10 protein-coding genes are annotated in these 12,991 nt (G+C 44.8%); 6 read left to right on the top strand and 4 right to left on the bottom strand.

The window, feature by feature from the left end:
* Positions 1–61: 61 nt before the first annotated feature.
* A complete protein-coding gene (locus DKT73_RS10855; protein ID WP_111638575.1) occupies positions 62–805 on the bottom strand; it encodes a YciK family oxidoreductase in 744 nt (247 codons plus the stop codon).
* A gap of 20 nt (positions 806–825) precedes the next feature.
* A complete protein-coding gene (ubiG, locus tag DKT73_RS10850) occupies positions 826–1,548 on the bottom strand; it encodes a bifunctional 2-polyprenyl-6-hydroxyphenol methylase/3-demethylubiquinol 3-O-methyltransferase UbiG (protein WP_111638574.1) in 723 nt (240 codons plus the stop codon).
* 320 nt (positions 1,549–1,868) lie between these two features.
* On the opposite strand from ubiG, the gene gyrA reads away from it, so the two are divergent.
* From gyrA to rpsA, 6 genes are all read left to right on the top strand, one after another.
* The gene (gyrA, locus tag DKT73_RS10845) at positions 1,869–4,586 is read left to right on the top strand and encodes a DNA gyrase subunit A (RefSeq protein WP_111638573.1); all 2,718 of its coding nucleotides are present in this window, start codon (positions 1,869–1,871) and stop codon (positions 4,584–4,586) included.
* A gap of 89 nt (positions 4,587–4,675) precedes the next feature.
* A complete protein-coding gene (gene serC / locus DKT73_RS10840) occupies positions 4,676–5,758 on the top strand; it encodes a 3-phosphoserine/phosphohydroxythreonine transaminase (protein WP_111638572.1) in 1,083 nt (360 codons plus the stop codon).
* 57 nt (positions 5,759–5,815) lie between these two features.
* Entirely contained in the window at positions 5,816–6,937 is a 1,122-nt protein-coding gene (gene pheA / locus DKT73_RS10835) for a prephenate dehydratase (protein ID WP_111638571.1), read from the top strand.
* Between the two features lie 59 nt (positions 6,938–6,996).
* Positions 6,997–9,207 carry a bifunctional prephenate dehydrogenase/3-phosphoshikimate 1-carboxyvinyltransferase gene (locus DKT73_RS10830; protein WP_232827847.1) on the top strand — a complete coding sequence of 737 codons (2,211 nt, stop codon included), beginning with the start codon at positions 6,997–6,999 and terminating at the stop codon, positions 9,205–9,207.
* A gap of 19 nt (positions 9,208–9,226) precedes the next feature.
* Positions 9,227–9,910, top strand: coding sequence for a (d)CMP kinase (gene cmk / locus DKT73_RS10825; RefSeq protein WP_111638569.1), 684 nt, complete (start codon positions 9,227–9,229; stop codon positions 9,908–9,910).
* A 180-nt stretch (positions 9,911–10,090) separates the two neighbouring features.
* Complete coding sequence (gene rpsA, locus DKT73_RS10820; RefSeq protein WP_111638568.1) at positions 10,091–11,773, top strand: 30S ribosomal protein S1; 1,683 nt, start codon at positions 10,091–10,093, stop codon at positions 11,771–11,773.
* Between the two features lie 144 nt (positions 11,774–11,917).
* Here the strand turns inward: rpsA and DKT73_RS10815 are convergent, their stop codons facing one another.
* Together DKT73_RS10815 and tsaA are read right to left on the bottom strand one after the other, a co-directional pair.
* Positions 11,918–12,166, bottom strand: coding sequence for a hypothetical protein (locus tag DKT73_RS10815; RefSeq protein WP_111638567.1), 249 nt, complete (start codon positions 12,164–12,166; stop codon positions 11,918–11,920).
* An 11-nt stretch (positions 12,167–12,177) separates the two neighbouring features.
* Positions 12,178–12,897 (bottom strand): tRNA (N6-threonylcarbamoyladenosine(37)-N6)-methyltransferase TrmO, encoded by a 720-nt coding sequence (gene tsaA, locus DKT73_RS10810; RefSeq protein ID WP_111638566.1) that lies wholly within the window; start codon positions 12,895–12,897, stop codon positions 12,178–12,180.
* Positions 12,898–12,991 lie beyond the last annotated feature (94 nt).

The raw sequence follows: 12,991 nt of genomic DNA, 5'->3' as shown, positions 1-12,991 counted from the left end.
ACTGAAGCCTGCGGTGAGATGCAATGGACAAGTTTTCTGTCCATTGCCAAAAAAGAGTGTTTTATTGGGCGTCTAAGGATTGGCCGTTTATATGAAGGCTGTCATTGCCCATTAAATAAAGATAAAGCGGCATGATATCCTCCGCGCTAGGAAGTGTTTGAGGGTCTTCGTCTGGGTAGGCATTGGCTCTCATGTTGGTTCTTGTTGCTCCGGGATTGATGGCATTTGCCCGAACGTTGGGTGAGAGATTTGGCAGCTCGCTAGACAGGAGTTGCATCATCGCCTCTGTGGCAAACTTAGAGATGGCGTAGGCTCCCCAGTTTGCTTTGGCCTGTCTTCCAACACCAGAGGAGGTGAAAATAATAGACGCATTGTCAGCCTTTTGCATAAGAGGCAGTAAGGCTTGGTTGAGTAATAATTGACTGGTCACATTGACGCGCATTACTTGCTCGAACAGTACGGGATCATAGTTTGCTAGGCTGGTGCGTTCACCCAGAAGACTGGCATTGTGCAAGATGCCGTCAAGGTGGCCGAATTCACTTTCAATGGTGTTGGCCAGTTCCAGGTAGTCATGTCCTGCAGCACCATCTAGATTTAACGGAACGATAGCGGCCTGTGGGTAGTGCTGTTTTTCTATGTAGTCATAAACCGCTTCCAGTTTCTTGGTTGTTCGACCCAATAGAATGACAGTGGCGCCGTGTTTTGCATAAGTGATGGCGGCTGCCTTTCCTATGCCGTCACCTGCGCCTGTTACAAGGATTATTTTGTCTTTAAGCAGTTGGTTTGGGGCTTGATAATCAAACATATCTCCTCCTTGCGTCTTTGTTAGACGTTGACTTTCTGGGTGTGCATTAGATAATTGACTGACACATCTTTATCGTTCAGTTTATACACTTTAGTCAGAGGGTTGTAGGTCATTCCAGTCATATGGATGACGTCTAGTCCCGCTTGTCTTGCGTAGTTGTTGAGTTCAGCTGGTTGGATAAATTTAGCATAATCATGGGTGCCTTTTGGTAGCATTTTGAGCACATATTCCGCTCCTATAATGGCAAACAGGTAGGCTTTTGGGTTTCTGTTTATGGTAGAGAAAAAGACATGTCCGCCTGGTTTGACTAACGCCATGCAGGCGGTTATTACCGACGCTGGGTCTGGTACATGTTCTAACATCTCTAGGCATGTGACAACATCGTATTGACCCGCTTCGCGTTGTGCAATTTCTTCGGCAGTGATTTTCTCGTAATCAATGTTAAGCATCGATTCTGCCAAGTGCAGTTTGGCTACCGCTAACGGTGCTTCGCCCATGTCAATGCCTTTGACGTTGGCGCCTAGTTTTGCCATGGCTTCTGACAAAATACCGCCGCCGCAACCGATATCAATCACTTTTTTGCCCTGTAAGCCTTCGGCGCGTTCATTGATGTAGTTGGTGCGTAAAGGGTTGATATCGTGTAATGGTTTAAACTCGTTTTCGGTATCCCACCAACGGCTCGCGAGCGCTTCAAACTTGGCAACTTCATCTAGATCTACGTTGTTTTGCTGAGGATTTGTCATTTGTTTGGCTTCCGTTTTTCAGTGTTGCTGAGGCTGAAGTAAAGTGATGTTAAATGGATAAAGCTCATTTTAGTAGTATAGCGCCAACCCAACAGGTGACCAATAGTAAACTTCTTTTGTATTAATAGTATAACCACTTAGCGTGCTTGGATGAAATGGGGGGTGCTGAATTGAGATTGTGTGGGGCATAATTACTATATTGAGTCACAAAACATGCTCCTCAAAGGGGTGTTATTTATTTCCTTATGTTACAATGCGGCGCTTATAAAAAGATATTAGGGAGTCTTTTTGACTCCAAGGCATAAGGATCGATTGTATCTATGGGTGAATTAGCCAAAGAAATTATTCCCGTCAGTATCGAAAATGAACTTAAGGGATCTTACCTAGATTACGCGATGAGCGTTATTGTCGGTCGAGCATTACCTGATGTACGAGACGGGTTGAAGCCTGTTCATCGTCGCGTTCTATTTGCGATGAATGAACTTAAAAATGATTGGAATAAACCGTACAAAAAGTCGGCGCGTATCGTCGGTGATGTAATCGGTAAATATCACCCGCATGGTGATTCTGCTGTATACGATACGATTGTTCGTATGGCGCAGCCTTTTTCAATGCGTTACACCTTGGTTGATGGTCAGGGTAACTTTGGTTCTGTCGATGGTGACAGTGCTGCGGCAATGCGTTATACCGAAATTCGAATGGCGAAAATTGCTCATCATCTTTTGATGGATCTTGAGAAAGAAACCGTTGATTTTGTGCCAAACTACGATGGCACGGAGTTTATGCCAGAAGTGCTGCCTGCGCGCGTGCCTGGACTGTTAGTAAATGGTTCAGCGGGTATCGCAGTGGGTATGGCGACTAATATCCCACCTCATAATTTGGGTGAAATTATCGATGGTTGTCTAGCGATTATTGACAATGCTGACATTACTATTGATGAGCTTATTGACCATATTCCAGGGCCCGACTTCCCTACAGGCGCTTTTATTAATGGCCGTGCAGGCATTATAGAAGCCTATAAAACAGGTCGAGGTCGCATTTATATGCGTGCCCGCCATCATTTTGAAGACATGGAGAAAGGTAATCGCCAGTCCATCGTCTTTACTGAGATTCCTTATCAGTTAAACAAAGCGAAAGTCATCGAAAAAATCGCGGAGCTGGTAAAAGAGAAAAAACTCGAGGGCATCAGTGAGCTTCGAGATGAGTCTGACAAAGATGGTATGCGTATTGTTATTGAACTGCGTCGTGGCGAAAACCCTGACGTTGTGGTGAACAATATTTTTTCACAAACGCAATTACAGTCTGTTTTTGGCATGAACATGGTGGCTCTCGTTGATGGCCGTCCTCAATTGCTGAATCTAAAACAGATTTTAGAATGTTTTGTGAAGCACCGTCGTGAAGTGGTGACTCGCCGTACTATTTTTGAACTGCGTAAAGCGCGTGAACGAGGTCATATCCTTGAGGGTTTGGCGGTTTCTTTAGCCAACATTGATCGCGTGATTGAGTTAATTCGTACCTCGCCTACTTCGGCCGAGGCGAAAGAAAAACTCGTCAGTGAGTCTTGGCAACCAGGTAATGTCATGGCCATGCTTGAACGTGCTGGTGCGGATGCGTGTCGTCCAGATGATCTGGATGCAGCGTATGGTTTTGTCGATGGTGCCTACCACTTGTCGCCTGACCAAGCACAAGCGATTTTGGATTTGCGTCTGCATCGTTTAACGGGTTTAGAGCATGATAAATTACTAGGTGAATATAAAGCACTTATTGAAACCATCGGTGAGTTGTTGAATATTTTGTCGAATCCTGATCGCTTGATGGAAGTTATCCGTGAAGAGCTAGAAGAAGTTCGAGATACTTTTGGTGATGCGCGTCGTACGGAGATTCTAACCTCTCGCCAAGACTTGACGATTGCCGATTTGATTGATGAAGCGCCAATGGTGGTGACGATCTCAAATACGGGTTATGCGAAATCTCAGCCGCTAGAAGAGTATCAAGCTCAGCGTCGTGGTGGTCGTGGTAAGTCTTCTGCAAGTATGAAAGACGAAGATCATATTGAGCATTTATTGGTCACCAGTAGTCATGACACCATTATGCTGTTCAGTAATTTTGGTAAAGTGTATTGGTTGCGTGTGTTTGAGATTCCGGTAGCGAGTCGCAGTGCGAAAGGGCGTCCTATTATCAATTTGCTGCCTTTAAGAGAGGGAGAGTCTATCTCTGCTCTGTTGCCTTTGCCAGTGGTTGAAGCCGTTGACGCTGACTCTGAAACAGATGAAGACGTTGCTGATGACGCGATTGTTGAAGCCAGTAGCTATATCTTTATGGCAACAGCAAATGGAACCGTTAAGAAAACGGCGATGCAACATTTTGCTCGTCCGCGCTCAACGGGATTGATTGCGCTTAGTCTAGATGAAACAGATGAGTTGGTTGGTGTGTCGGTTACCAATGGTGAGAACGACATTATGTTGGTTTCTTCTTCTGGTAAGACCATTCGCTTTAAAGAGTCTGATGTTCGTGCAATGGGTCGTACTGCTGCTGGTGTTCGTGGTATTCGCTTGGGTGAAGACGCTAAAGTCGTGTCGCTTATTGTTCCTCAAGATGGCTCTGCGGTATTGATGGCATGTGAAAACGGCTACGGTAAGCGTACTTTGGTCGAAGATTTCCCTGTCTATGGTCGTGGTGGTCAAGGTGTTATCGGTATTCAAGTGTCAGAGCGTAACGGTCCAGTGATCGGTGCTGCTCAGGTAGATGAAACCGATGAGATTATCTTGATTACAGATCAAGGAACCTTGGTTCGAACTCGAGTGACTGAAGTGTCTTGTCAAGGCCGAAATACGCAAGGTGTGACCTTGATTCGTTTGACGAATGATGAGCATCTGGTTGGCATTGAGCGTGTTGTTGAACATGACGAAGCTGTCGTTGAGCACGATGAAGGGGACGTTGAGATTGATGAGGCAGATGATGCAGATGATGCTGTTATTGATCAATCTCCGACGGATGACGAAGAGTCACCTGACAATCTTGATTCTGATGCAGAGTAGATAGTAAAGCGACGCACCTAGGTGCGTCGCTTTTGTTGTAGATCGTTCTTGTAAAGTAATTCCTGAACATACTAGAGGTAACAAGCAGGATGAGCCGAGTATATAATTTTTGTTCTGGTCCAGCAGCGCTTCCTGAAGCGGTTTTGAAAAAAGCACAAGCTGAAATGTTAGATTGGCATGGTGCTGGCGTTTCTGTTATGGAGATGAGCCACCGTAGTGCTGAGTTTATGTCCATTCTTGCATCGGCTAAGGCGCGCTTGTCACGTTTGATGAATATCAGTGACGACTATGAGATTTTGTTTGTTCAGGGTGGTGCGTCTACTTTATTTGCTCAGATTCCTGCAAACCTAGTGAATGGTTTTGATTCTGCTTGCTTTTTGGATACCGGTGCTTGGTCTTCAAAAGCGATAAACGAGGCGAAAAGATATACGAAAGTCAATGTTGTTGGTTCGTCAAAAGCGCAAAACTATCTCACCGTTCCCGATTTTTCCACTTTAGCATTGGATGAAAGTGCGGCGTATTTGCATCTTTGTCCAAACGAAACCATCGGTGGTTTAGAGTTCTCTGACTTGCCTGAAACAAATTTGCCTATCGTTGCCGATTTGTCTTCCACGATTTTGTCTCGCAAGATAGATGTCAGTAAATACGGTTTAATTTATGCTGGAGCTCAGAAAAACGTGGGGCCTGCGGGTGTGGTTATCTGTATTATCCGCAAAGATTTGCTCGCTCGTAGCAGTGATGCATTGCCGTCTATCTGGAATTTTGCCAATTTAGCGGCAAATGACTCCATGATTAATACACCGCCAACCTTTGCCATTTATTTGGCCGATTTGGTGTTTGAGTGGTTAGAGGCTCAAGGTGGTGTCGAAGCAATTGAAAAGATCAATATTCGCAAAGCACAAGCTCTATATGACTTTATTGACGCGAGTGATTTCTACTCCAACCCGGTTGATCCTGCTTACAGATCGCGTATGAATGTGCCGTTTATTTTGGCGGATGAGTCTCTTGAGTCTCTTTTCCTACAAGAGTCTGAAGCGGCTGGTTTACGTACGTTAGCTGGACATCGTTCAGTAGGCGGTATGCGAGCAAGCATTTATAACGCTATGCCGATGGAAGGGATTGAGGCTTTGATTGATTTTATGCGTGGCTTTGCAGAACGCCACGGACAATGAATATCAAAAAAGCAGCAAGAACCTAACCGGCAACAAGAACCACGGATAATTAATAGCATGTCAAACTCTAAGCAAGCAGTGCCCGATACGCTGCCTTTATTGCGTGATCGTATCGATTCTATTGATTCACAAATACAAATGCTGATAAATGAGCGCGCGAGATGCGCTCAAAAGGTAGCGGAGGTAAAACTGGCTGAACAGGGAGGTGAGGCCGTTGTTTTTTATCGTCCAGAGCGTGAGGCACAAGTTTTACGCAGGGTGATGGAACGTAACGAAGGGCCTTTGGGTAATGAAGAAATGGCGAAGATTTTTCGTCAAGTGATGTCTTCTTGTCTGGCGCTTGAGAAACCGATGCGTATTGCCTTTTTAGGCCCCGAAGGAACCTTTACTCAGCAAGCGGCATTGAAGCATTTTGGTAAATCTATTATCAGTGCACCAATGGCTGCCATAGATGAAGTGTTTCGTGAGGTAGAGTCTGGTGCAGCAAACTATGGTGTCGTGCCTGTTGAAAACTCCACAGAGGGCGTGGTCAATCATACCTTGGATAGTTTTCGAGATTCGCGTTTGAAAATTTGTGGTGAAGTGGAAGAGCGTATTCACCATCATCTTTTGGTCAGCCCCAATATTAATGCGGATGATGTGACGCATATCTATTCACACCAACAATCACTTGCGCAATGTCGTGCGTGGTTGGATCGTTATTGGCCACACGTTGAACGTGTTGCTGTCAGTTCGAATGCGGAAGCTGCTCGTCTTGTCGCAGATGCCGGTCGAAGTGGTCGTGCGATTGCGGCGATTGCGGGCGAAGTGGCATGTGAATTGTATGGTTTATCGAAAGTATCTTCTAATATTGAAGATCGTCCTGATAACACGACGCGCTTTTTAATCGTTGGTAATCAAGATGTGCCGCCAAGCGGCAAGGATAAAACGTCTTTGCTTATTAGTGCTAAAAATGAACCTGGTGCTTTGTATCGGTTGCTTGAAGCGTTTGAGCGTCATGGTGTTGATATGACTCGCTTGGAGACACGTCCTTCTTTAATGAGCCGTTGGGGGTATATATTTTATATCGACTTCGTTGGTCATTATTTGGACGACGATTGCCGTGCTGTGATTGATGACTTACGTGAACGTGCATCGGAAGTGAAGGTGTTGGGTTCCTACCCAGTGGCTGTGCTTTAGCAATTACTTGAGAGTGTTATGCTTTGATTGGTGAAAGTGATTTTCAGGCGTCCATAGATATGGCGTCTCAGGAAAAAAAGAAGTTCGGCAATGTCATGATCATTGGTCTTGGCATGATAGGTGGCTCCTTCGCAAAGGCGTTGAAAGAGCGTGGTTTGGCGACTTTGTATGCGGTTGATCGCCGTGATGGTGAGCTGTCCTTAGGGGTGTCTACCGGGGTGATTGATCATCCAGCTGAGCTTTCAGCAGAGTTTGTCTCTAAGATGGATGTTATCGTTCTTGCAACGCCTGTCAGGGCGATGGAGTCTGTTTTAACGGATCTTAAGCCTTTTTTGTCTGATCAGACGCTAGTCACGGATGTGGGTTCGACAAAAGGCAGTGTGGTCGAGGCGGTGCGTCGTGTCTTTGGCTATGTGCCGACGAACTTTATTCCTGGTCACCCAATTGCCGGTGCAGAAAAAAGCGGTGTTTTGGCATCCAATTCTCAGCTTTTTGAAAAGCATATGGCAATCGTAACGCCTTTGGCAGACAGCAGTCCTGTGTTGCTTGACCGCCTGCATCGCCTCTGGCGTGCGGTGGGTGCTGACGTGGTGAGTATGGATGTTAATCACCATGATCATGTGTTGGCCTCTTCTAGTCATTTGCCTCACTTGCTAGCTTATACTTTGGTTGATGCGCTTGCGAATGGTGAACGCAGCCAAGATATCTTTAAGTTTGCAGCGGGTGGTTTTCGTGACTTTACGCGAATCGCGTCGAGTGACCCGGTTATGTGGCGAGATGTTTTTTTAGCGAATAAAGACGCGACACTCGCAACGTTGGATCATTTTACCGATCGATTAGCGGACATGCGTACAGCTATTGAGCTGGGTGATGGTGCCAGTATGTTCGGTGTGTTTACCCGAGCAAAGTCTGCGCGAGATCATTTTCTTCGATTACTAGAGCAGCGTACAATTGGCTCCACAAAAGAGGTTCGTCCGGTATCTGTTTCTGTGTTGCCTGCTTCAGCCATTAAAGGCGAAGTTTCTTTGTTGGGTGACAAATCTTTGTCACATAAAGCCATTACCATAGCCGCGCTGTCAGAAGGCGTGAGTGAAATCAAGAACATCGATTTGACGGGCGATGTGCGCATTACTATGCAGGCTTTTCGAGATATGGGAGTCGTCATAGAAGAGGCTTCGGTGGATCACTTGCGGGTTCATGGTGTAGGGATTAGAGGGTTAAAGGCGCCGATTGCGCCCATTAATGTCCATCAATCTAGAGAAAGCTTGTATTTATTATTGCCGGTGCTGGCTGGACAGTCATTTCCTGTGTCTGTTGTTGCAGAAGGTAAGCTTTTGAATCAGTCGATGGCGGATTTATTTTCTTTAGTGCGTCAAATGGGTGGTCGTGTTGTATCTGAAATGGCGGATTGTTTACCTGTTAATCTGCTGCCCGGTACTCCTTTAGATGTGTCTGTGAATTTAAAAGCAGGCTCTGAGCGTCTGCGCATGTCGGCATTTTTGGCTACCTTGTATTCGCCAGCAGAAGGTAGTGTTACGACATTGTCAAAAGAACTGTCTCATTGTGAGGTGTTGTTGCGTCATTTTGGTGTGACAATACAGGATGATTCAGAAGGGTTTAAGGTGTCTCCTGCTTCATTGGTCGGGGCGGACATAACGTTGTCAGGTGATGAATATGAATTGACGTGGTGGGTGTTGCTGTCAAGTCTTTTGCCTGGTTCGGATTTGACGATTGAGAATGCTGGCTTGGATTCAGTGTCCTTTGCCTTGTTGACTTTTTTGAATTCGATCGGTGCTGATGTGTCTCTGCCCCAGCAAGGCCGCTCTGGGTTGTTTGACGGCCGAGTGCAGGCGAGTTTTGCTGAATTGCAGTCGTTCCATTTATTGCCAGAGCAAAGTTATCGTTTCAGAGAGCAGTTGCCTTTGCTGTGTGTGGCGGCGGCCTATGCAAAAGGTGAGAGTGTTATTCAGGGTATAGGTTCTCTACCCTACTATCACGAGGACAGGGTATTGGCCTTTATTGATGCGCTTGAGCACATGAAAATTGCTTGCGTGTACGAAAATGGTGATTTACGAATCAAAGGCGGGTTGCCTCAGGGTGGTGAGTTGGATTGCGCTGGCGATGACAAATTAGCGCTTGCCATGTTGGCGTTGGGTGCGCGCAGCCAGTCCATAACGAAAGTGAATGATTGCCAAAAATTATTAGAAGAATTTAACGAGTTGGAGAGTGTTTCTGTGCAATTAGGTTTTCATTGTTCAGTGACGCAGTAGTTTTTTAAGAGGAATAGTTATGATCAACCAAGGCCCAGTTATTACGATTGATGGTCCAAGTGGTGCGGGTAAAGGCACTGTAAGTCAGTTAATCGCAGAAAAGCTGGGATGGCATATACTGGATAGCGGTGCTTTATATCGATTGCTTGCGCTGGCTGTATCTCATCATGGTATGTCGTCTGATGATGTTGATACTCTCAAGGTTCTGGCAGAGCATTTGGATATACAGTTTCAGCAGTCAGAAGAGGGTAAGGTTGAAATTATTCTCGAGGGCGAAGTGGTTACTCAAGCTATTCGTACCGAAGATGTGGGTAATTGTGCGTCAAAATTGGCGGCTATTCCTGAGGTTCGAGAGGGGTTGTTATTACGTCAGCGTGCTTTTTCACAAACGCCTGGTTTGGTGGCTGATGGTCGAGACATGGGGACAGTGGTTTTCCCTTCCGCCCAGATTAAAATATTTTTAACGGCTTCCGCAGAAGAGCGTGCACAGCGTCGTTTGCAGCAATTGCAGCAAAAAGGTGAGGAGGTTAATCTCGCGGAACTGGTTAAAACGATAAAAGAGCGAGATGAGCGAGATGCCAATAGGGCCATCGCTCCTCTTGTGCCTGCTGCAGGCGCTTTGGTAATAGACAGTACTGAGTTGACGATAGAGCAGGTTGTTGAGATCGTTTTTGCAGAGGCTGTGAAAGCAGGTCTTGTGTAATCTGTTGTTTTTTGCGTCTACTTTTTTGTATCTAGAATGTGCTATAATAGTTCAAATGTTATTCAAGTCGATAAAAGTGCCAGCAAGCTTTTATCGCATCATCCAAAAAAACTGACCCGCATCGCTGGCAATGTGGATATGGCCTAGTTATTTATATAGGCCGACTATATAGGAAATACAATGACTCAAAGCTTCGCAGAACTGTTTGAAGAAAGCCTATTAACCGTCGAAATGGCGCCAGGCTCAATTGTTACTGGTATCATTGTTGATATTGACAGTGAGTGGGTAACTGTTCATGCAGGTCTTAAATCTGAAGGCGTAATTCCTCGTTCTCAGTTCCTAACGGAAAGTGGTGAGTTCAACTTAAAAATCGGTGACGAAGTTAAAGTTGCGCTTGATGCTGTTGAAGATGGTTTCGGTGAGACTAAATTGTCTCGCGAAAAAGCTAAACGTGCAGAAACTTGGTCTGTTCTAGAAAAAGCTTACGAAGAAAACGCCATTGTTCACGGTGTTATCAATGGTAAAGTCAAAGGTGGCTTCACAGTTGATATCGCTAATATCCGTGCTTTCTTGCCTGGTTCTTTGGTAGATGTTCGCCCAATCCGCGACACATCTCATTTGGAAGGTGTGGATCTAGAGTTCAAACTTATCAAGCTTGATCAAAAACGTAACAACGTTGTTGTATCTCGTCGTGCCGTTATGGAAGCGACTAACAGCGCTGAGCGTGAAACACTACTTGCTTCTCTTGAAGAAGGTCAAGAAGTTAAAGGTATCGTTAAGAACCTTACTGACTACGGTGCGTTCGTTGATCTTGGTGGTGTTGATGGTCTTCTACACATCACTGACATGGCTTGGAAACGCATTAAGCACCCAAGCGAAATCATTGCTGTTGGCGATGAGATCGATGTTAAAGTTCTTAAATTCGACCGCGAGCGTAACCGTGTGTCTTTAGGCCTTAAACAGTTGGGTGAAGATCCATGGGTTGCTATCAAAGCTCGTTACCCAGAAAACACTAAAGTTACTGCTAAAGTAACTAACTTGACTGATTACGGTTGCTTCGCTGAACTTGAAGAAGGCGTAGAAGGTCTAGTACACGTTTCTGAAATGGATTGGACTAACAAAAACATTCACCCATCTAAAGTTGTTCAGATTGGTGATGAAGTTGAAGTTATGGTTCTTGATATTGACGAAGAGCGTCGTCGTATTTCTTTGGGTATCAAGCAGTGCACAATGAACCCATGGGAAGAATTCGCGACGTCTTTCAACAAAGGCGACAAAATCTCTGGCGCAATCAAGTCTATCACTGACTTTGGTGTGTTCATTGGTCTTGACGGTGGTATTGATGGTCTTGTTCACCTATCTGACCTATCTTGGGACGAAACGGGTGAAGAAGCCGTACGTCAATACAAGAAAGGCGATATGCTAGAAACTGTTGTATTGTCTATCGATGCTGAGCGTGAGCGTATTTCTTTGGGTGTTAAACAACTTGAAGAAGACCCATTCCTTGCTTTCGTTGCTGAAAATGACAAAGGCACTATCGTAAACGGTACTGTTTCTTCAGTAGATGCGAAAGGTGCGGTTGTTGTTCTTGCTGAAGGCGTAGAAGCTACGTTGAAAGTGTCTGAAATCAGCCGTGAGCGTATCGAAGATGCAACGACTGCATTGAAAGAAGGCGACAAAGTAGAAGCAGCGATCATCAATGTTGATCGTAAAGCTCGTACTATTACCCTATCTATCAAGCAGAAAGATGCGACTGAAGAGAAGGCTGCGTTGAAATCTCATTCTGAGAAACAACAAGCTGAATCAAATGGTCCTACTACCATTGGTGATTTGATCAAAGCGCAACTAGAAAATCAAAACTAAGATTTGATTTTGGGTTGTGATAAAAAGCGGACTTGGGTCCGCTTTTTTTTTGAATTTTTTATCGTTTTTTATCGAATTTATTGACAAGAAAACTATACACATAACATGTGGATAACCATGGGTATAGACCTGGTGTATGTTTCTTTAGCGCAAAGAGTTTAGCAGTGTTTTAGTGTCTTCTTCTGTCCAGCTGTCTTTTTCTAATAAAGCTTTTAGTGCTTGGCTTTGCTGAGTGTTATGAAGGTTTTTTTGGAATTTTGCATAATGAAAGTCTTTTATAAGGCGTTCATCGTGCTCAGAGCGATAAAGTGATGGCTTTTCATCCGTTATTGGTTTTTCTTTTTCAAGAGCATCGATTTTTTTATAAGTGTTTAAGAACTGTTTTTTATTCATTTCTTAGTCTCTTAAGTTGGCTCTATTCGAAGTATTTCAAAGTGATCGATTCTTGCACACCACTTCACGTTGAGGTCCCAAATCTTAATACCATGCTCTCTGTCTAACTGTTCTGATAGGTACGATGGTCTTGGGTCTTGTTCAATAATCTGTTTTATTAAAGTGGTTATTTCTTTATTGTGCAAGTTTTGGTACTGCGCACATTGATTTTTTGCTAGTTCGGAAAAAATGACTGTTTTTTTCAATGTTTGCGCTGGTGTTGGGGCAAAGCCTCCTTTTGCGTCGGCGATACTGTCTGCATAAGGTAGATAGGGTTTTATATCCAGAACGGGAGTGCCATCCAACAAATCCGCTCCATGCAGATCGATAAAGGTTTTTTTATCTTCTTGGTAGATTCGTCCAATTTTGACGACAGAGAGTCCAATCGGGTTGGGTCTATGGGTAGCTCGTGTGGCAAAGACGCCCATTTTGATCTTTCCACCTAGACGTGGAGGTCGTATTTTGGCTTTCCAGTTTTCCGACATGCAAGCGTGGAAAATAAATTGGATCCAGATGTGTGAAAAGCCATCGAGCCCTTCTAAGGCGTCCAATCGGTTGTAGGGTGGGATAAGCTCTAAGCGTGCCGTTGCTTCCGTGACAAGCCCCGGTTGGCGTGGAATGCCGAACTTTTCCTTGTAGCAAGAATGTATTACGCCAATGGTGGTTAGGTTAAAAGAATTAAGGGATGACAATGAACGATCCTTTCGTGTAAATCTGCGCTAAATGAATAAAAATAATGTGATAGTATACTGCTTAGATGAAACGGGTCGCGACTTAATTTAGCGA

It is taken from the genome of Marinomonas shanghaiensis (genome assembly GCF_003259175.1).
GTDB lineage: Bacteria > Pseudomonadota > Gammaproteobacteria > Pseudomonadales > Marinomonadaceae > Marinomonas > Marinomonas shanghaiensis.
This window is presented reverse-complemented; position numbering and strand designations above follow the sequence as displayed.

Excerpts from the sequence above, each read along its gene's own strand:
- ubiG (WP_111638574.1), bottom strand. The coding sequence starts at position 1,548 with ATGACAAATCCTCAGCAAAACAACGTAGATCTAGATGAAGTTGCCAAG.
- gyrA (WP_111638573.1), top strand. The coding sequence starts at position 1,869 with ATGGGTGAATTAGCCAAAGAAATTATTCCCGTCAGTATCGAAAATGAA.
- DKT73_RS10830 (WP_232827847.1), top strand. The coding sequence starts at position 6,997 with ATGGCGTCTCAGGAAAAAAAGAAGTTCGGCAATGTCATGATCATTGGT.
- DKT73_RS10855 (WP_111638575.1), bottom strand. The coding sequence starts at position 805 with ATGTTTGATTATCAAGCCCCAAACCAACTGCTTAAAGACAAAATAATC.
- cmk (WP_111638569.1), top strand. The coding sequence starts at position 9,227 with ATGATCAACCAAGGCCCAGTTATTACGATTGATGGTCCAAGTGGTGCG.
- serC (WP_111638572.1), top strand. The coding sequence starts at position 4,676 with ATGAGCCGAGTATATAATTTTTGTTCTGGTCCAGCAGCGCTTCCTGAA.
- rpsA (WP_111638568.1), top strand. The coding sequence starts at position 10,091 with ATGACTCAAAGCTTCGCAGAACTGTTTGAAGAAAGCCTATTAACCGTC.
- pheA (WP_111638571.1), top strand. The coding sequence starts at position 5,816 with ATGTCAAACTCTAAGCAAGCAGTGCCCGATACGCTGCCTTTATTGCGT.
- DKT73_RS10815 (WP_111638567.1), bottom strand. The coding sequence starts at position 12,166 with ATGAATAAAAAACAGTTCTTAAACACTTATAAAAAAATCGATGCTCTT.